Source organism: Pseudomonas sp. D1-36 (genome assembly GCF_051132205.1).
Taxonomy (GTDB): domain Bacteria; phylum Pseudomonadota; class Gammaproteobacteria; order Pseudomonadales; family Pseudomonadaceae; genus Aquipseudomonas.
Genome location: NZ_CP071674.1, coordinates 5,581,605 through 5,600,669 on the forward strand (window position 1 = coordinate 5,581,605; position 19,065 = coordinate 5,600,669).

Annotated in this window: 14 protein-coding genes; 9 read left to right on the forward strand and 5 right to left on the reverse strand. The window is 60.8% G+C overall.

The window, feature by feature from the left end; translation table 11 throughout:
* Positions 1–5: 5 nt before the first annotated feature.
* From J3P76_RS25195 to J3P76_RS25210, 4 genes are all read right to left on the reverse strand, one after another.
* Positions 6–251 carry a GlsB/YeaQ/YmgE family stress response membrane protein gene (locus tag J3P76_RS25195; RefSeq protein WP_186611365.1) on the reverse strand — a complete coding sequence of 82 codons (246 nt, stop codon included), beginning with the start codon at positions 249–251 and terminating at the stop codon, positions 6–8.
* 102 nt (positions 252–353) lie between these two features.
* Positions 354–1,439 carry a 5-(carboxyamino)imidazole ribonucleotide synthase gene (locus J3P76_RS25200; protein ID WP_420767107.1) on the reverse strand — a complete coding sequence of 362 codons (1,086 nt, stop codon included), beginning with the start codon at positions 1,437–1,439 and terminating at the stop codon, positions 354–356.
* A 12-nt stretch (positions 1,440–1,451) separates the two neighbouring features.
* Entirely contained in the window at positions 1,452–1,943 is a 492-nt protein-coding gene (purE, locus tag J3P76_RS25205; RefSeq protein WP_420767106.1) for a 5-(carboxyamino)imidazole ribonucleotide mutase, read from the reverse strand.
* 332 nt (positions 1,944–2,275) lie between these two features.
* Positions 2,276–3,193: a LysR substrate-binding domain-containing protein gene (locus J3P76_RS25210; RefSeq protein WP_420767105.1), complete on the reverse strand. Its 918-nt coding sequence runs from the start codon at positions 3,191–3,193 to the stop codon at positions 2,276–2,278.
* A 182-nt stretch (positions 3,194–3,375) separates the two neighbouring features.
* On the opposite strand from J3P76_RS25210, the gene aspA reads away from it, so the two are divergent.
* The 7 genes from aspA to J3P76_RS25245 all read left to right on the forward strand — a co-directional run bounded on the left by aspA (position 3,376) and on the right by J3P76_RS25245 (position 16,284).
* Positions 3,376–4,800, forward strand: coding sequence for an aspartate ammonia-lyase (gene aspA / locus J3P76_RS25215; protein ID WP_434608793.1), 1,425 nt, complete (start codon positions 3,376–3,378; stop codon positions 4,798–4,800).
* 488 nt (positions 4,801–5,288) lie between these two features.
* Entirely contained in the window at positions 5,289–6,740 is a 1,452-nt protein-coding gene (locus tag J3P76_RS25220; protein ID WP_434608791.1) for an alanine/glycine:cation symporter family protein, read from the forward strand.
* Positions 6,741–6,872: 132 nt separating this feature from the next.
* On the forward strand, positions 6,873–7,877 hold the full coding sequence (locus J3P76_RS25225) for an asparaginase (protein WP_434608789.1): 1,005 nt from the start codon (positions 6,873–6,875) through the stop codon (positions 7,875–7,877).
* 219 nt (positions 7,878–8,096) lie between these two features.
* Positions 8,097–9,089 carry an AraC family transcriptional regulator gene (locus tag J3P76_RS25230; RefSeq protein ID WP_434608787.1) on the forward strand — a complete coding sequence of 331 codons (993 nt, stop codon included), beginning with the start codon at positions 8,097–8,099 and terminating at the stop codon, positions 9,087–9,089.
* Between the two features lie 332 nt (positions 9,090–9,421).
* A complete protein-coding gene (locus tag J3P76_RS25235) occupies positions 9,422–10,453 on the forward strand; it encodes a histone deacetylase family protein (RefSeq protein WP_434608785.1) in 1,032 nt (343 codons plus the stop codon).
* Between the two features lie 11 nt (positions 10,454–10,464).
* Complete coding sequence (locus tag J3P76_RS25240) at positions 10,465–11,565, forward strand: polyamine ABC transporter substrate-binding protein (RefSeq protein ID WP_434561574.1); 1,101 nt, start codon at positions 10,465–10,467, stop codon at positions 11,563–11,565.
* Positions 11,566–11,697: 132 nt separating this feature from the next.
* Positions 11,698–16,284 (forward strand): dermonecrotic toxin domain-containing protein, encoded by a 4,587-nt coding sequence (locus J3P76_RS25245; RefSeq protein WP_434701356.1) that lies wholly within the window; start codon positions 11,698–11,700, stop codon positions 16,282–16,284.
* Between the two features lie 41 nt (positions 16,285–16,325).
* On the opposite strand, the gene J3P76_RS25250 is transcribed toward J3P76_RS25245, so the two are convergent.
* Entirely contained in the window at positions 16,326–17,870 is a 1,545-nt protein-coding gene (locus J3P76_RS25250; protein WP_434608781.1) for a PLP-dependent aminotransferase family protein, read from the reverse strand.
* Between the two features lie 102 nt (positions 17,871–17,972).
* On the opposite strand from J3P76_RS25250, the gene J3P76_RS25255 reads away from it, so the two are divergent.
* Together J3P76_RS25255 and J3P76_RS25260 are read left to right on the forward strand one after the other, a co-directional pair.
* Complete coding sequence (locus J3P76_RS25255) at positions 17,973–18,614, forward strand: FMN-binding negative transcriptional regulator (RefSeq protein ID WP_434701357.1); 642 nt, start codon at positions 17,973–17,975, stop codon at positions 18,612–18,614.
* 2 nt (positions 18,615–18,616) lie between these two features.
* Complete coding sequence (locus J3P76_RS25260; protein WP_420766113.1) at positions 18,617–19,063, forward strand: GNAT family N-acetyltransferase; 447 nt, start codon at positions 18,617–18,619, stop codon at positions 19,061–19,063.
* Positions 19,064–19,065: the final 2 nt, after the last annotated feature.

Below are 19,065 nucleotides of genomic sequence, written 5' to 3' on the forward strand. Positions count from 1 at the left end.
TTTGATCAGTTTCTTTTGATCAGGCCGTAGATCACCAGCAACACGATGGCACCCACCAGGGCGCCGATGAAGCCCGCGCCTTCGCCGGCCTGATAGATGCCCAGGGCCTGGCCGCCGTAAGTGGCCGCCAACGAACCGCCGATACCGAGCAGGATAGTCATGATCCAGCCCATGCTGTCATCGCCGGGCTTCAGGAAGCGTGCGAGCAGGCCAACGATCAAGCCGATTAAAATGGTTCCGATGATTCCCATGGCATTTCCCTCTGATTGAACGCTAAGCCAAAACCCTGATCGGGTTTTGGCACTTAGCCATGAGAGAGGTTAGCCGATGAATGGTTCCACCGCCGTTGCAGACTATTGTTCGGCGATCAGCGTTTCGACCTTGATGATCTGCTGGGCCAACGTGGCACGGTCGGCGCAACGCAGGTTGGCGTGGCCAACCTTGCGCCCCACTTTGAAAGCCTTGCCATAGTGATGCAGGTGGCAGTCGGCGATTGCCAGGACTTTCTCGGTGTCCGGCACTTTGCCGATGAAATTCAGCATCGCGCTTTCACCGACCTTGGCGGTCGACCCCAGCGGCAACCCAGCGACCGCCCGCAGGTGGTTTTCGAACTGGCTGCACTCGGCGCCTTCAGTGGTCCAGTGCCCGGAGTTGTGGACACGCGGGGCGATTTCGTTGGCCTTGAGGCCCCCGTCCACTTCGAAGAACTCGAACGCCATCACACCAACGTAGTCAAGCTGCTTGAGCACGCGGCTGGAGTAGTCTTCGGCCAGGGCTTGCAGTGGATGGTCGGTGCTGGCGACGGACAGCTTGAGAATCCCGTCCTTGTGGGTGTTGTGCACCAGCGGGTAGAAGCGGATTTCACCGTCGCGGGCACGCACGGCGATGAGCGAGACTTCACCGGTGAACGGCACGAAACCTTCCAGCAGGCAGCCGACGCTGCCCAGCTCGGCAAAGGTGCCGGCGACATCTTCAGGGTTGCGCAGGACTTTCTGGCCCTTGCCGTCGTAACCCAGGGTACGGGTCTTGAGCACGGCCGGCAGGCCGATTGAAGCGACCGCGGCTTCCAGGTCAGCCTGGGACTGGATGTCGGCAAAGGCCGGCGTCGGGATGCCCAGGTCCTTGAACATGTTCTTTTCGAACCAACGGTCGCGGGCGATACGCAGGGCTTCGGCGCTCGGGTAGACCGGGACGAACTGGGACAGGAAGGCCACGGTTTCAGCCGGGACGCTTTCGAACTCGAAGGTCACCAGGTCGACCTCATCGGCCAATTGGCGCAAGTGATCCTGGTCGCCATAATCGGCCCGCAGGTGTTCACCCAAGGCAGCGGCACAGGCGTCCGGCGCCGGGTCCAGGAAAGCGAAGTTCATCCCCAGCGGCGTACCCGCCAGGGCCAACATGCGACCCAACTGGCCGCCACCGATTACACCGATCTTCATTCTTCAACAACCTCAGGCAATGCGTGGGTCCGGATTGTCCAGGACGCTGTCTGTCTGCTCAGCGCGGAATTTTTTCAGCACGGTATGAAATTGGGGATGCTTGGCGCCCAGGATACTCGCCGACAGCAGGGCGGCATTGATCGCGCCGGCCTTGCCGATGGCCAGGGTAGCGACCGGAATGCCGGCCGGCATCTGCACGATCGATAGCAACGAATCGACACCCGAGAGCATCGAGGACTGCACCGGCACGCCCAGTACTGGCAAATGAGTCTTGGCCGCACACATGCCTGGCAAGTGGGCCGCACCACCGGCGCCGGCGATGATCACTTCGATGCCACGCGCGTCGGCTTCTTCGGCGTACTGGAACAGCAGGTCCGGGGTACGGTGGGCAGACACCACTTTCACCTCGTAAGGGATGCCGAGCTTTTCCAGCATATCGGCGGTGTGGCTAAGGGTGGACCAATCGGACTTGGAGCCCATGATCACGCCAACCAGTGCACTCATCGTCGTGCCTCTTCTCTCTGGGCGCCCTGGGGCGCGTCAAAAAACAACAAGCCACGCAGGAAACCGGCGTGGCTTGTTGTACGAATGATGGTCGGATGAACCGACCGAAGGCCGGGCAGTATACCGAAAACGAAGGATTAAACGCACTTTCGCCGACCATCTGCTTTTTGTGGTGAAGCGGTGATTTTATTGACTTAGAAGTCAATGTTGCAGCACCGCAAATCCCTTTGTGGGGGCGGACCTGCTCGCGATAGCGGTGTATCAGTCGAGCAAGTATTGCCTGCTAGTCCGCCATCGCGAGCAGGCTCGCTCCCACAGGGTTTGCAGTGCTATCAAGATCCCGTGACACCCTGCACCACCCCACCCTCGAGCTTGCGCCACAGCAACCGCACATTGGCCTTGCGCACCAGGGCGCAGCGGTACAGGCGGATCTCCAGCGGGACATGCCATTGCGCCCCGCCGCAGATCACCAGCTCGCCCCGGGCCAGTTCGTTGCGCACGCTCAGGTGAGGCACCCAGGCGATGCCCAGCCCTTCCAGGGCCATGCTTTTCAGGCTGTCGGCCATGGCCGTCTCGTACACCGTGGTAAAGCGCAGCGCACGCTGGCGCAGCAATTGGTTCACCGAACGCCCGAGAAACGCCCCCGCGCTGTAGGCCAACAGCGGCACGCTGGCTTCGCCTTCGAGGTCGAACAACGGCCTTGCGTGTGGATCGGCCGCGCACACCGGCAGCATCTCGGTCTGGCCCAAGTGCAACGAAGGGAAAATCTCTGGATCCATCTGCATGGCTGAATCGGGGTCATAAAAAGCCAGCATCAAGTCACAACCGCCCTCGCGCAAGGCGTGCACGGCATCGCCGACGTTCGTGGCGACCAGCCGCGTGGCGATGTTCATACCTTCGTTACGCAGTTGAGCGATCCAACGGGGGAAGAAGCCCAGCGCCAGGGAGTGGGCCGCCGCCACCTGGATGACTTCTCCCTGCCCGCCTTCGAGATGATGCAAATGCCGCAGCACTTCGCCCAATTGCTCGACCACCGTGCGCGCCGTCACCAGAAATAACTGCCCCGCCGCCGTCAATTCGATCGGCGTGCGCGAGCGGTTGACCAGCGTCAGCCCCAGCGCCGCTTCAAGGCTGCGGATCCGTCGGCTGAAGGCCGGTTGCGTCACGAAGCGGCGTTCGGCCGCCTGGGAAAAGCTGCGCGTCGCGGCCAAGGCACTGAAGTCCTCGAGCCATTTGCTTTCTAGATTCATTACCGTCCTCCCGAGGGACGCACCAAAGCAGGTCACACGCTCGCCGCACTGTCGGCGTCACACGGGCATTATGCCGAATATGCATAGGCCAGTGTTTAACAGCATTGGCCCAAATTTTTCTGAAAGCCTAGGATTCACAGCGTTCCGGCTCTGACCGGGTCCTTATTGAGATGATTTCCATCATGTCCTCCGCTGCATCATTCCGCACAGAAAAAGACCTGCTTGGCGTACTCGATGTACCGGCGCAAGCGTATTACGGCATCCAGACCCTACGAGCGATCAACAACTTTCGTCTCTCCGGTGTCCCGATCTCGCATTACCCTAAACTGGTGGTCGGTCTGGCAATGGTCAAGCAAGCCGCCGCTGACGCCAACCGTGAGTTGGGCCAGCTCAGCGAAGCCAAGCACGCCGCGATCAGCGAAGCCTGTGCACGGTTGATCCGCGGAGATTTCCACGAAGAATTCGTGGTGGACATGATCCAGGGCGGCGCCGGCACGTCGACCAACATGAATGCAAACGAAGTCATCGCCAACATCGCGCTGGAGGCCATGGGTCACCAGAAGGGCGAATACCAGTACCTGCACCCCAACAACGACGTGAACATGGCGCAGTCCACCAACGACGCCTACCCGACCGCGATCCGCCTGGGTCTGCTGCTGGGCCACGACGCGTTGCTGGCCAGCCTCGACAGCCTGATCCAGGCGTTTGCCGCCAAGGGCGAGGAATTCAGCCACGTCTTGAAAATGGGCCGCACCCAACTGCAAGACGCCGTGCCGATGACCCTCGGCCAGGAATTCCGTGCCTTCGCCACCACCCTGAGCGAAGACCTGGCGCGCCTGAAGACCCTGGCGCCCGAGCTGCTGACCGAAGTGAACCTGGGCGGCACCGCCATCGGCACCGGCATCAATGCCGACCCACGCTATCAGGCCCTGGCCGTACAGCGCCTGGCAACCATCAGCGGCCAGCCGCTGGTGCCGGCCGCCGACCTGATCGAAGCCACCTCCGACATGGGCGCCTTCGTGCTGTTCTCCGGCATGCTCAAGCGCACCGCGGTCAAGCTCTCGAAGATCTGCAACGACCTGCGCCTGCTGTCCAGCGGCCCACGCACCGGCATCAACGAAATCAACCTGCCGGCCCGCCAGCCAGGCAGCTCGATCATGCCGGGCAAGGTCAACCCGGTGATTCCGGAAGCGGTCAACCAAGTGGCATTCCAGATCATCGGCAACGACCTGGCCCTGACCATGGCGGCCGAAGGCGGCCAACTACAACTGAACGTGATGGAGCCGCTGATCGCCTTCAAGATCTTCGACTCGATCCGCCTGCTGCAACGGGCCATGGACATGCTGCGCGAGCACTGCATCGTCGGCATCACCGCCAACGAAGCGCGCTGCCGCGAGCTGGTCGAGCACTCGATCGGCCTGGTCACCGCCCTGAACCCGTACATCGGCTATGAAAACGCCACCCGCATCGCCCGTGTTGCCCTGGAAAGCGGCCGCGGCGTGCTGGAGCTGGTGCGCGAAGAAGGCTTGCTCGACGACGCCATGCTCGACGACATCCTGCGCCCGGAAAACATGATTGCTCCGCGTCTGGTCCCGCTCAAGGCTTGATCGACGCCACCACCGCTCACCAGGTCGAGGGACTAGACACCTCTCACCTTTTGAGGGCTTGGGGACTCGTACCCCAAGCCCTTTTTTTTAACCGTCAACTGAGGCGCCAGCGAAATTTGTAGGAACAAGCCTGCTCGCGACAAACAACGACGCGCTGCCGTTGTACCCCGCGTCGCCAGCCATCGCGAACCGGCTTGCTCCTTCAGGAACCTGACCGAAAGGCCAGGAGATAAAAGGGTTCGTTTCGTCGTATGCACCACAACTGTGCAGACGGGCGTCGCACTGATAGGTATAGTGCCGCCCCTCTTCGCATGGGTGGTCGTCGTCAACGAGGCCTCGAAACATGCGAAAACCGAACTAATAACAAACCCGCGAAGTGGACCGGGACGAAACATCGCCCCCTCTGTCGAGCCGCGTGCCGACGGACGTAACACGATGTTTCCAAATGGCCAGCATTTGCTTTTAACAAAAAACAGCGAGGAATACTCATGCTCGAAGTCATCAACGACTTCCTCTCAGGGAAAGTGCTGATCGCGCTCATTGTCGGGCTCGGTGGCTACTTCACGATCCGCTCGCGTTTCGTCCAGTTCCGTCATTTCTTTCATATGTTCGCGGTGTTCCGTGACAGCCTGAAAAGCAGCACCGACCAGCTCAGTTCGTTCCAGGCCTTGATGCTCAGCCTGGCCGGCCGCGTCGGCGCGGGCAACATCGCCGGTGTCGGCATTGCGGTGACCCTCGGTGGTCCGGGTGCGGTGTTCTGGATGTGGGTGACCGCGCTGGTCGGCATGTCCAGCAGCTTCTTCGAATGCTCCCTCGGCCAGCTCTACAAGCGCTGCGACTCCGAAGGCCAGTACCGTGGCGGCCCGTCCTATTACATCCAGCACGGGCTGCAGAAGCGCTGGTTGGGCATGATCATGGCATTCCTGCTGCTGATCACCTTTGGCTTCGCCTTCAACGGCCTGCAAGCCCACGCCGTGACTCACTCGTTGAACAACGCCTTTGGCCTCGACACCACCTACACCGGTTTGGGCCTGGCGGTATTGCTGGGCCTGGTGTTCATCGGCGGGATCAAGCGTATCGCCAAAGTGGCCGACCTGCTGGTACCGGTCAAGACCCTGGCGTATATCGCCGTGACCCTCTACGTGATCGTGCTGCAGTTCGAACACGTGCCGGGCATGCTGGCGACTATCGTCAAGAGCGCCTTTGGCCTGGACCAGGCTTTCGGTGGCCTGATTGGCAGCGCCATTGTCATGGGCGTCAAGCGTGGCGTATTCGCCAACGAAGCCGGCCTGGGCAGCGCGCCTAACGTCGCGGCCGTTGCGTCCGTCGAGCACCCGGTCGCCCAAGGCGTGGTCCAGGCGTTCAGCGTGTTCCTGGATACCTTCGTGATCTGCACCTGCACCGCGCTGCTGATCCTGTTGTCGGGCTTCTACACTCCAGGTTTCGAAGGCGACGGCATTGCCCTGACCCAGAACTCCCTGGCGGCCGTGGTCGGTGACTGGGGCCGGGTCTTCATCTCCGTGGCCCTGTCGTTGTTCGTCTTCACCTCGATCCTCTACAACTACTACCTGGGCGAAAACAACCTGCGCTTCATGCTGGGTGAAAACCGCAAGGCGCTGATGGCGTATCGCACCCTGGTCCTGGCACTGATTTTCTGGGGCGCCATCGAGAACCTGGGCACCGTGTTCGCGTTCGCCGACATCACCATGACCCTGCTGGCGTTCGTGAACCTGATCGCGCTGTTCCTGCTGTTCAAAGTCGGCATGCGCATCCTGCGCGACTACGACGACCAGCGCTCGGCCGGCATCAAGGTGCCTGTCTTCGATTCGAGCAAGTTCCCTGACCTGGACCTGGACCGCAAAGCCTGGCCAGCGAGCCCGTCGGCGCCTGCCGCCGATTCCGGCAACGCTCCGGCAAGCCTGGCTGCAGCGCAACGCTGATCAACGGTCTGTTGGAAAAAAACCGGGCGCATCCCCTGCGTCCGGCGTGACACAACATAAGGTCGGCGTCATGCTCGACCTTATGTTGCGGCAGCGAGTGAAGCTGCTGTTTTCGTCCTCGGAGAACTTCCCATGAATGCCTCGACCTATCCTGCCGCCCAGCACGTCATGGTGCTCTACACCGGCGGCACCATCGGCATGCAAGCCAGCGCCAACGGCCTGGCCCCGGCATCCGGCTTCGAAGCGCGGATGCGCGACTACCTGCACAGCCAACCCGAACTGGTCGTGCCCCAGTGGCGCTTCCGGGAAATGGCGCCGCTGATCGACAGCGCCAACATGACGCCAGCGTACTGGCAGCAACTGCGCGAAGCGGTGGTCGATGCCGTGGATGTGCAAGGCTGCGACAGCGTGCTGATCCTCCACGGCACCGACACGCTGGCCTACAGCGCCGCTGCGATGAGCTTCCAGTTGCTGGGCCTGCATGGGCGGGTCTGCTTCACCGGTTCGATGCTGCCCGCCGGCGTGACCGACAGCGATGCCTGGGAAAACCTCAGCGGCGCGCTGGTCGCCCTCGGCCAAGGCCTGGCGCCGGGCGTACACCTTTATTTCCACGGTGAACTGCTGGCGCCGACCCGTTGCGCGAAAGTGCGCAGCTTCGGCCGTCATCCGTTCAAGCGCCTGGAACGTCAGGGCGGGGGCATCAAGGCGGCTTCCCTGCCAACGCAGCTGAATTACAACCAGCCCAAACACTTGGCGAATGTCGCGGCGTTGCCGCTGTTTCCCGGCATCGGTGCCGAGATCATCGATGGCCTGCTGGGCAGCGGCATCCAGGGCCTGGTGCTGGAGTGCTACGGCAGCGGCACCGGGCCGAGCGACAGCCCGGCGTTCCTCGCCAGCCTGGCACGGGCGCGGGACAGCGGCGTGGTGGTCGTGGCGGTGACGCAGTGCCATGAAGGCGGCGTCGAGCTGGACGTGTACGAAGCCGGCAGCCGTTTGCGCGGCGTTGGCGTGCTGTCCGGCGGCGGCATGACCCGCGAGGCGGCGTTCGGCAAGTTGCAGGCATTGATTGGCGCGGGGTTGCCGGTGGATGAGGTTCGCCGGCTGGTTGAGCTGGATCTGTGTGGCGAGCTGAGCTGATCCGAACCTGCACCGAGTTGTGGTGAGTGGCTTTTGTGGCGAGGGAGCTTGCTCCCGCTCGGTTGCGCAGCGACCGCAAGATTTAGGGGGCCGCTTCGCCCGAGGCGTCGGACCGGCCCAGCGGGAGCAAGCTCCCTCGCCACAATGGCAGTGTCCTGGCAGATACCGTTCGGCATACAACTTGCTCCGTCTCCCGTCTCCCCAGGCTGGAAACGGACCATGTTGCATTCCCACCTCACCACCCTCAACGCCGTCTCCCTGGTACTCGATGCCTTCAAGCACGATGGCCTGCCCAGTGATGCATTGCTGGCCGGCAGCGGCATCAGCACGGCGGACTTGAGCCGGGCCGACACGCGCATCACCACCAACCAAGAGATGCAGGTCTGTGCCAACGCCGTGGCCCTCAAGCGCGACATTGGCTTGGAATTGGGGCGCAACATGCACGTTTCTTCCTACGGCATGCTGGGATACGCCCTGCTCACGAGTGCCACCTTAGGTGACGCTTTGCGCCTGGCGTTGCGCTACCCGGCGCTGTTGGGAACACTCTTCGAGCTGGCCTTGGAGGACGACGGCGAGCACATCTGGCTCAGCGCCGGCGACTACCGGGAGAACCCGGCCCTGGCGGTGTTCAACGCCGAGTTCTGCATGGTGTCGCTGAAGGTGATCTGCAACGACCTGCTCGGTCACCCGCTGCCCTTGCGCGCGGCGCGCTTCGAACACTCGGCGCCGGACTACCAGGCGCGCTACGCCTACCTGTTTGACTGCCCGGTGCGCTTCGACAGCTTCGATAACGCCTTCGCCTTCGATCGCTACTGGCTGGAACAACCCTTGCCGCTGGCCGACCCCATCACCCACCAAGCCATGGCCGAACGTTGTCGGCGGCAAAACACGGAATTCACCGGCCGCCAAGCCTGGCTGGGACGAATCCGCCAACTGCTCGGCGCGCAACTGGACGCCGCCCCGGGCCTGGAAGGCCTGGCCGAGCAAATGAACTGCTCGGCGCGCACCCTGCGCCGGCACCTCAAGGACCTGGGTTGCAGCTACCAAGAACTGCTCGATGAACTGCGCTTCGAGCGGGCCAAGCAGATGCTCTGCGAGGATCAGCTGCCGATCTACCGGATCGCCGAACTGCTTGGCTTCAGTGAAACAGCGAGCTTTCGCCATGCCTTCGTGCGCTGGAGCGGCGTGGCGCCGAGTCGGTTCAGGGCGTGAAAGTTGGCTTCAACACGATCCCCGTGGTGAGGAAGCTTGCTCCCGCTCGGCGGCGTAGCCGTCGCAAACCGGCTGACGCGGATTATCTATAGAAACGCGTTGGATCGGTTGGGGCGGCTTCGCCCCCCAGCGGGAGCAAGCTCCCTCGCCACGGGTTGTGAAACTGCGAACCCGTCCACGCCCCGAATCGGCTCACACCCGCGCCAACAAGGGGCGATTTACGGTCAAACCTTTTGGCCATTTCGATCCCCTTTTGGCCTCTCCTGCCGTTCTCCGAAACGCTTCGCGCCGCAAGACTGTGTTCCAACGAATCAGCCCTGCGGAGAACAAGAATGCTGACGATCTACTCAGACGATCACCACCTGCACCACGGACGCTGCGAATTGATGGATGGGCAGTTGATGCCCTGTTTCGAAATGCCGTCCCGGGCCGACCATGTGTTGGAGCGGGTCAAGGCTCGGGCGTTGGGGCCGGTGGAGGCGCCGAAGGACTTCGGCCTCGCGCCGATCCAGCGTGTCCACAGCCCGGCGTACCTGGAATTTTTCAAAGGCGCCTGGGAGCGTTGGACCGAGTTCAATCGCGACGGTGACCTGCTGCCCTACACCTGGCCGGCCCGCACCTTGCGCTCGGTGATCCCGACCAGCCTGCACGGCCAGCTCGGCTATTACAGCTTTGATGGAGGAGCGCCGATTACCGCCGGTACCTGGCAAGCGGCGTACAGCGCAGCCCAGGTCGCCCTCACCGCCCAGGCCGACATCCAGCGTGGCGCCCGTAGCGCCTTCGCGTTGTGTCGCCCACCGGGACACCACGCTGCCAGCGACTTGATGGGTGGTTATTGCTACCTCAACAATGCCGCCATCGCAGCACAGGCCTTTCTTGACCAGGGGCACAAAAAGGTTGCGATCCTCGACGTGGACTACCACCACGGCAACGGCACCCAATCGATTTTCTACGAGCGCAGCGACGTGCTGTTCGCGTCGATCCACGGCCACCCGGAGGCCGAGTTCCCGTTCTTTCTGGGCTACGAAGATGAGCGCGGCGAAGGTGCCGGCGCGGGCTTTAACTTCAACTACCCTTTGCCGGCGGGCTCGGGTTGGGAAACCTGGAGCGCCGCGCTGGAGCAAGCCTGCGGCGAAGTCCAACGCTACGATGCCGATGTCATCGTCGTGTCTCTGGGCGTGGACACCTTCAAGGAAGATCCGATCTCGCAATTCAAGCTCGACAGCCCGGATTACCTGGCGATGGGCAAACGCATCGCCGCCCTCGGCAAACCGACCTTGTTCGTGATGGAAGGCGGCTACGCAGTGGCAGAAATCGGCATCAACGCCGTGAACGTCCTTGAAGGTTTCCAAAGCGCCCAATGAGGAACAACAGCATGAACAGACTCAAGCGTTTGATGGCCCCGGCCCTGTGCGCCGCGCTGCTGTGTGGCGCCGCTCAGGCCGAGGAGCGCACATTGCGCGTCTACAACTGGTTCGACTACATCACGCCCAAGGCCTTGGATGACTTCAAGGCGCAGAACAGCCAGGTCAAGCTGATCTACGACATCTTCGACACCAACGAAGCCCTGGAGGCCAAGCTGCTGACGGGCAACGCTGGCTACGACGTGGTGGTGCCGTCCAACGTGTTTCTGGCCAAGCAGATCGAAGCCGGGGTGTTCCAGCCCTTGGATCGCAGCAAGCTGCCGAATTGGAACCACCTCGATCCCAAGCTGATGAAGCTGATCGAGGCCAACGACCCAGGCAACAAATTCGCCGTGCCTTACATGTACGGCACCATCCTGATCGGCTTCAACCCGGACAAGGTCAAGGCCGCGCTGGGTGAAAACGCGCCGGTGGACAGCTGGGACCTGATCTTCAAGGAAGAAAACATCAGCAAGCTCAAGCAGTGCGGCGTGGCCTTGCTCGATTCGCCCTCGGAAATCCTGCCCCTGGCCTTGCAGCACCTGGGCCTGGACCCCAACAGCAATAAGCCGGCGGACTACGCCAAGGCCCAAGCGCTGCTGTTGAAGATTCGGCCCTACATCACCTATTTCCACTCCTCCAAATACATGGCGGATATCGCCAACGGCGATATCTGCGTGGCCGTCGGTTATTCCGGCAGCTTCTCCCAGGCGGCCAACCGCGCCAAGGAAGCCAAGAACGGCGTGACGGTGGACATGCGCCTGCCCAAGGAGGGCGCGCCGATCTGGTTCGACATGCTCGCCATTCCTAAAGGGGCGAAAAACCCGGACGACGCCTACACCTTCATCAATTACTTGTTGCAACCGCAGGTGATCGCGCCGATCAGTGATTTTGTCGGTTATCCGAACCCGAACAAAGACGCTACCGAAAGCGTCGACCCAGCGATCCGCGGCAACTCCAACCTGTACCCGACCGAAGCGGCCATGGCGACGCTGTATACGCTTCAACCGTTGCCGAGGGATGCCGAGCGCGCACGCACGCGAGCCTGGACGCGAATCAAATCCGGCCAGTAACCACGTCGTATCGGCGCCAAGGTCATACGTCGGCCTATACATAGTTACCACCTGCCCCAGTCCGTGCCTCCCTAGCATGAAAAACCCGAAGCGTTCGGCTTCGGGTTTTCATGTTCAAGGAGGGACACGCAAATGACACTCGACTCGACTGACACAGGCCCTACGTCCGACGCAAGCATCAAGGCAGCATTGCTCAACCAATTGCTTGCAGGCCCCACCTACCCGGAAGTGGCCGCCGGACTCCTGCAAGGTGCGCTCAAGGACCTTTATCCGTCCTTGGACCTGGACCCCTACACAACCGTCCTCGCCGAACCGGCCTGGGACATCGTCGGCGGCGAAATCGTAGCGTTGCCAACCCGTTATGAGTCACTGAGCAACTTACTGGCCGATCAGATCGACCAGAAACATCCGACCTTGTTGATTGAGGGTTTGCACTTCCTGACCCGGCTGCCGATTACCGAACCCGAAGTGCATTTGCCGGTGCGCATCGAGCAAATCGGAAGGTTGATCAATGAGCTGGCGCCCGCGATGTTGAAGGCCAACCAGGAACAACAACTGGCTTACTGGAACATGCCATTCGGTCATTACGGTGCCCGCTGGCATGAGCTGTCCAATACATTGCGCAAATTCTGGGACGTGCGGCAACTCAAGGGCTGGACGGCGGACGAATGTGCCATGGCCAGGCAACTTTACCTGTACCCCGACCCGCAAGACCGTAAGGATAAATTCCAAAGCCACGCGTACCTGGTCGACGTCGATGCAGTCGCTGGCACTCAGGTCACTCGCTTGAACGAAAACTCGCTGGTCGTCCTGATCGGTCAGATCGATGACAAGGAGGTCATCCTTACGCACTCGTTGTACAGCGGTTATGAGAAGTTCGAGACACGTGACGCATTGGGCCAGTCCCTTACCGATCATCTATCGCTCTCTCACCCCACCACCGCGATACGCTGGCGGCTCTATGAACCGCGCGCAAACATTTTCGACAGCAAGGCCTGTGGACTTATTGGTGTGCAGGTCAGGGTGCTCGGAAACCCTCGTACGGAGTCGGACGCTGTCGCTGCTGAGCCCGAAATACCCATCAGTGGAATCGCGGTCGGACCAGGCGAGGCGTGGTTCAAGCAGCAGATACCCGATTGGTTACGCAACGCACCAGTAGCCGACCAGACGTTGTTCGCTCAATACATGAAAAACCTGTCGGCGCTGGGCAGTTCCCACGCCGGCGAAACTTACCTGGAGGATATCCCTTCGATCAAGGACTACGCGTCAAATGCCTTGAAAACCCAGATGCAATCCGACCACAGCGATGTTTCGACTCTGAAACCGGAAACAATCGTCATCGAGATAACAAGCCCGGTGGTCTGGGGGACCTTTGTCGTTCCGTTCAAGTTCGACACAACCGAGTTCAACTTAATCGATCTCGCCTTGCAAAACCTGATTGCGCTTCCACAGGGCAACAAAACCGTGAAGTCCGTGGACGGGACCGAGCTCCCCGAATGGGTGACGGTGGACTACCTTGAGCGCCTTATTACCCAGGTCGATATCGGTCGCGTCTATCCAGAGCTGATCAAACGAAAACTACTCGACGATCCAACGCAATCGTCCCGTCGAGAGCGCCTGTTCAGTTCACAGCTACGCATACAGCTGCCCCTGCTTGCGCTGGAAAGTAAATTGAAGGGGCTGGGCGATATCGATGATCGCGGCTGTCGTTACGTCGCGGCGCTGATGGAGCCGCTGGAAGCCGACCGCAAGGTTGACGGGCAAGCCATTGTCCTGCGCAAGCTGGCGTTCGTGCCAGAGTTGCAGCTCGGTATTTCCGAGGACATCGTGGCCAATATGTTTGTGATCGGCCCGCAGACACCCAGCGCCGGCCCCTGTCTGCTCTACCGCCCTCTACTCGAACCGCAGCTGTGCCAGTTCCCCTCGTTCAGCAATTTGCTCTATGCCATCAAGCAGTCAGCCACGTTGCGCCAATCGGTACTGGCGTGGCTGCCCGATGGGGTGCGGGACACTTACAGCCGACTGGTTTTCCCGGGCGCCCTGCCTTCGCCCTGGGCCGCTTTGGAGTTCGTGGCGACCCCCATCACATCATTAGCCAGCGCGGGGCCCATCACCTTAAGCGACGAATCCTTGGGAGCCGATTTCATGCCGCTGTTGTTCAAGGCCAACGCCAACGCCCTGGTGACACTCGCCGATAAACAATCGGTTTCCAACAGCGAGAGCCGTTGGGAGTCGTTCAAACAGGCGGGGTGGTTGATTTTCAATCTGGCGTTGCCCTATCTCGGCACCACGGCGAACACCGCGACCTGGCTCTGGCAGATACTGGAGGACTTGGAACGGTTAGCGCAGGACGACGGAGAGCGCAAGGACCAGACCAAGTGGGAGGCCGTCGTGGATTTGCTGTTAAACGTGGCGTTAGGCGTGGTCAATATTGCTATCGATCGCTCCAAAGCAGGCAGCCGCGAACGACCAACACAAGCGCCTGAAGTAGCCCCGAAACAAAATGTGCCAGCACCACTTTCCAAACCAAGCATCGAGACACTTTCGCCACTCGTGCAAAAAGAACTGTCACAAGAGCACTACGAGTTCATCCATACCAGTGGCGCCTTGATGGGTAAATCCGGCAGTCACGCCGGGCTTCTCGCTAGCTTCAGCATCGATGCGCCCGATAACCTCGGGCATCCCGAGAGCGAAGGCGTGTTCAAAGGCCTCTACCCGAAAAATGGGAAGTGGTACGCAAAGCTGGCGAGCCAGTGTTTTGAAGTCAGCGTCGAGGGCGAGCAGGTCAGCATCATCAAGGACACACGCTCCGGCCCCCCCTTGCTCCGGGACGAGCGTGACCAGTGGAGAATCGATAGTCGCTTGCGATTAAAGGGCAGCGGATCGAAAGGCGTCAGGCAGAAAGTCGTCGTCGCGGCACAACGCCGCAACATTGAATTGCTTGCCGAACTCAATAAATTTGAAGAAAGCAGAACGTATAACGAATGGGCGCTGAATATCGGTGCTCAAAACATGGAGCGGGCATCGGCCGATACCAGGGACATTTTTGCTGAAGCTTATAGAGTCTCCCTGCAAACGCAGCGGCAAAACTATGAACGGGCATTGAGCGCTTTGATGGAGTGGCCGGTCTTCCAGGCGAGGCCGGATGCTCCGCGCGTGAGCCTTGGTTACCTGAACGCGCAAATAAATTTCACTTTCGCTGACATGGACATATTGCGGGAACAATTTCTGCCCGCCATGGCGCAGGCGAGGGACATGATCACCCCTCGCTTCCAAATGCGCGAGCAACGACACGTCGATGCTGCCAACAGCATGATTCAGCTCGGTGACAACATGATCGAGCGTCTGGAATATATTGAGACACGCTTTTCCAAGCTCAAGAAACTCGGGCTCGGAGGCTTTGAGTTTGTGCGCGAATACCGCAGAAAAATGCCTTCCTACACCAGTGACGATCTACGAATTCTTCAATTGGAAATGTATCGCCACCTCTGCCTGACCCTCGACAGCGTTAAAACAATGCCCGAAGGTTGGCTGGAGATTGACCGACTGATCGACAATGCGATGGTGGCCTTCCAAACCTTGCGCGAGGCGCTCGATGAAACAACCAAGATCCGGCTGGACGAACAAATCGATGCACTCGGCAGCCTGACGGAACAGTTCACGGCCATCCAAGAGCACCTGGACTACATGGGAAACGAATATCAGGACAGCGCTAACACTCAACAACTCAAGCATCTGGGTAATCGAATAACCAAGGCAAAAGAGCGAGCGTTGCGTCATTTGGCCAAGGCCCTCGACGAGCGAAGCAATAAACGACAATCGCTGACTGTGTATGAGGAACGCCCCCGCTCCAGGAGGAAGTTCATCAGAGGCCGCTTCTGGGGAGTCGTCAGCGGCGTGGCTCGCCTGACCAGCTCGTACGAAGAAACGGGTTGGGTCGAGGTGAGGAATCCGTTATCCGGTGAAATGATCGCTTTATTCCACCGCAAAGAAACCGGTGAATGGGTCCCCCATATCGAGGCCAACGAACCTCCGGCGATCCCCGCTCTGAAAACCAGCGTCAAGAAAGGCAAAGCCCTGATCAAAGGACTCTCTGCCTTCAAAACACAAGTCCAAGATGACGTGCAGCAGCCAGACCGTACACCGTCCGGTATTTCATTGATCATGGGCGCCCATGCGAGCCGGTTCGATACAGTCGCCAATGCAATCGAAAAGGCGCTCGACCGGGCCAGGAACGAAACGGTCGAACTTGCGCCAGAAGAACGGAGTTCCGCCGAATCCTTGCGATTGCAGCTCAAGAGCGAAGCGACGGCGCTACGCGCCGAGGAACACGAGACCGTACTGGGGCTCATCAAACGAAGCCCGCCCAACATGAGCGGCGTCACTTGGCTAAACGAACGAAACCTCATCCACGTGACTAAACGAATCAACCGAAAGCGCATCAAGACCCCGGCGGGAAAGAGATACCTCGACCGGTATGAAATTCAGGACAAACAAAGCGGCAAGCCGCTATGGTTCGCGGACTTTCACTACTCCACCTTTTGGGGGGTCGACCTTAAGTTTCTTTCGGCACACCTGAGAACCCCTGAGCAGGCCAAGTCAGGCATGGCAGACATCTCCTTGGATCGATTGAACCAACGTCAATTGATTGATCGTTACCGCAGCGAAATTGCCGTGGATCAGGCCATACATGTGTTCTTTCCAAAGAAACGGCCATGAAGCCGAGCCTGGCCTGCAATTGATGTCCCGGCCGCGGGCCGTCAGACATCCCAGGCCTTAGCCAGGCTCGCCAGCGCCGTGCCGATCGCCGCGGGCGGGACTGCCGCGAACCCCAGCACCAGCCCGGCGCGGACCTGCGCAGGCGTGGTAGGCAACCAATAGCCGCTCAGGCCATTGATCTCCACGCCGATGCTGGCCGCCTGGGCAATCAATTCACCTTCACGCTCGACGCTGTCCACGGGCACCGTGACATGCAGCCCGGCGACGACCGTGGGCATGGCGCCAACACCCTCGACAGCCTTGGGCCAACCCGCCAACAACGCATCCCGCCGAGCCAGGGCCGCCCGACGCATGCGCCTGATGTGTCGCTGGAAATGCCCGGCGGCCATGAACTCGGCCATCACGGCCTGGGTGCTGACTTCGGAGTGGCGCACATCCACGGCGCGCCGTCGGGCGAAGGCGTCGACCAGGCCCGGCGGCAACACCAGATAACCCAGGCGCAGGGCCGGGAACGCCACCTTGCCGAAGGTGCCGACGTAAAGTACCCGGCCCTGGCGATCCAGCGCGGCCAACGGCGCCAGCGGCGCGCCGCTGTAGCGGTATTCGCCGTCGTAATCGTCCTCGACGATCCAGCCGTCGTTGCGTTCGGCCCAACCCAGCAGCTCCAGCCGCCGCGCAAGGCTCATGACCACCCCGGTCGGGTATTGATGGGAGGGCGTGACATAGGTCAGCCGACAATGGCTCAACGCCGCGAGCGCCGCGCAATCCAAGCCATCGCTGTCCACCGGCACGCCTCGGACGTCGGCTCCAGCCACCGCAAACGCATGCCCCGCAGCGCGATAACCTGGGTTTTCCACGGCCACCACGTCACCGGGATCGACCAACAGCTGTGCACAAAGGCTGATGCCCTGCTGCGCGCCGCTGGTGATCACAATTTGTTCAGCCGTGCACTGCAGGCCCCTCGAACTGCGCAGGTAAGCCGCAATCAGGCCACGCAAGCGTTCGTCTCCTTGAGAATCGCCGTAGCACAGCTGTTGAAGATCCGGCTTGCGCCAGAAAGCCCCGTTCAGCTTGGCCCAGACATCAAAAGGGAACAGGTCGAAGGCCGGCACACCCACCCGGAATGCACGCGGTGGTCCCGCCGGCGGCTGGGCCAGATGATGCTTTTCGACACGTAGCAGCGCGTCGCTGTGGATAACTTTACTGGATGGGCCCACAGGTAAATCGAGCCATTCTGTGGATAAACCTGTGGGTAAGCCTGTTGAAAAGCCTGTGGATGCTTTTGTGGATAATTTCTTCAGCGGCAACGCCACTGCGGACAGATTCGCCACATAGGTTCCGTCACCGACGCGTCCTTCGATAAAACCTTCGGCAAAGAGCTGGTCGTACGCACGCACCACGCTGTTGCGGGAAATGGACAAGGCCGCCGCCAGGTCGCGGCTAGCTGGCAGGCGCGTGCCGCTTGCAAGGCGACCATCCAGGACGCGGGCCCGCAATGCCTGATAAAGCTGCCGGCTGAGCCCGTGGCGGCGATCCAGTTCGATTCCAGCGGGGTTGAACGACAGCGGCGGCACGGGGTTGTTCATCACACAGCCTCAGGAATGGACCTATCAAACTGGCCTGGAGTGGCTCTTACAACAGACCAATAGCCTGCCTAGGATGCTGGCATTCGCCAAGGAAAAACTTTCATGTACAACCCAAAAGCCTTCGCCGTCCAAAACATACCCCAGTTACATCAAATGATGAACGATTGCCGCTTGGCCGTACTGGTCACCCAGGGTGAACACGGCCTACAGGCCAGCCACTTGCCGCTGCTGCTGGATACGCGACAGGGTCCCCACGGAAGCCTGCGCGGGCACATGGCCCGGGCCAATCCGCAATGGCGCGACCTGGAGGCCGGGGCCGAGGCCCTGGTGATATTTCCCGGCGCCGATGCCTACGTCAGCCCGGGCCTGTACCCCAGCAAGGCCGAACACGGCAAAGTGGTGCCGACCTGGAACTACCTGGCCGTACACGCCTATGGCACAGCCGAAGTTTTCAGCGACGCCCATCGCCTGCGCGAAGTAGTCGGCGCCCTCACCGAACGTCACGAAACCGGCCGCGCCCAACCCTGGAAACTCGATGATGCACCGGCCGAGTACGTCGAAGCGATGCTCAAGGCCATCGTTGGTTTTTCGCTGCCTATCCAGCGCCTGGAAGGCAAACGCAAGCTCAGCCAAAACCGCAGCCCCGAAGATATCGCCGGAGTGCGCAACGGTCTCGCCACGAGCACCGATCCGCAAGATCAGGCGCTGTCACGCCTGATGCCTGATGCATCCACCAAGGAGTGAACATGAGCCACACCGAGATCCGCCTCGTCACTGCTGAAGACCACGCTGCCTGGCTGCCGCTATGGCAGGCTTACCTACGGTTCTACAACACCGAACTGCCGGAAGCGGTGACCCACAGCACCTGGCAGCGCCTGCTCGACGATCGCGAACCAACCCACGGCGCCCTCGCCTGGCACGGCGATACGGCGGTGGGCCTGGTGCATTTCATTTACCACCGCTCGAACTGGAGCATAGAGAACTCCTGCTACTTGCAGGACTTGCTGGTGACCGAGCAAAGTCGGGGCACCGGTGTTGGTCGGCAATTGATCGAATTCGTCTATGCCACGGCCAAGGCCGACGGTTGTGCCAAGGTCCACTGGCTGACCCACGAGACCAACACGACCGCGATCCAACTCTACGAACGCATCGCCGAACGCCCAGGCTTCATTCAATTTCGCAAAGCCTTGTAAGG

Bases quoted from the DNA above. Each gene is read 5' to 3' on its own strand.
- J3P76_RS25195 (WP_186611365.1), bottom strand. From the start codon at position 251: ATGGGAATCATCGGAACCATTTTAATCGGCTTGATCGTTGGCCTGCTC.
- J3P76_RS25200 (WP_420767107.1), bottom strand. From the start codon at position 1,439: ATGAAGATCGGTGTAATCGGTGGCGGCCAGTTGGGTCGCATGTTGGCC.
- purE (WP_420767106.1), bottom strand. From the start codon at position 1,943: ATGAGTGCACTGGTTGGCGTGATCATGGGCTCCAAGTCCGATTGGTCC.
- J3P76_RS25210 (WP_420767105.1), bottom strand. From the start codon at position 3,193: ATGAATCTAGAAAGCAAATGGCTCGAGGACTTCAGTGCCTTGGCCGCG.
- aspA (WP_434608793.1), top strand. From the start codon at position 3,376: ATGTCCTCCGCTGCATCATTCCGCACAGAAAAAGACCTGCTTGGCGTA.
- J3P76_RS25220 (WP_434608791.1), top strand. From the start codon at position 5,289: ATGCTCGAAGTCATCAACGACTTCCTCTCAGGGAAAGTGCTGATCGCG.
- J3P76_RS25225 (WP_434608789.1), top strand. From the start codon at position 6,873: ATGAATGCCTCGACCTATCCTGCCGCCCAGCACGTCATGGTGCTCTAC.
- J3P76_RS25230 (WP_434608787.1), top strand. From the start codon at position 8,097: ATGTTGCATTCCCACCTCACCACCCTCAACGCCGTCTCCCTGGTACTC.
- J3P76_RS25235 (WP_434608785.1), top strand. From the start codon at position 9,422: ATGCTGACGATCTACTCAGACGATCACCACCTGCACCACGGACGCTGC.
- J3P76_RS25240 (WP_434561574.1), top strand. From the start codon at position 10,465: ATGAACAGACTCAAGCGTTTGATGGCCCCGGCCCTGTGCGCCGCGCTG.
- J3P76_RS25245 (WP_434701356.1), top strand. From the start codon at position 11,698: ATGACACTCGACTCGACTGACACAGGCCCTACGTCCGACGCAAGCATC.
- J3P76_RS25250 (WP_434608781.1), bottom strand. From the start codon at position 17,870: ATGAACAACCCCGTGCCGCCGCTGTCGTTCAACCCCGCTGGAATCGAA.
- J3P76_RS25255 (WP_434701357.1), top strand. From the start codon at position 17,973: ATGTACAACCCAAAAGCCTTCGCCGTCCAAAACATACCCCAGTTACAT.
- J3P76_RS25260 (WP_420766113.1), top strand. From the start codon at position 18,617: ATGAGCCACACCGAGATCCGCCTCGTCACTGCTGAAGACCACGCTGCC.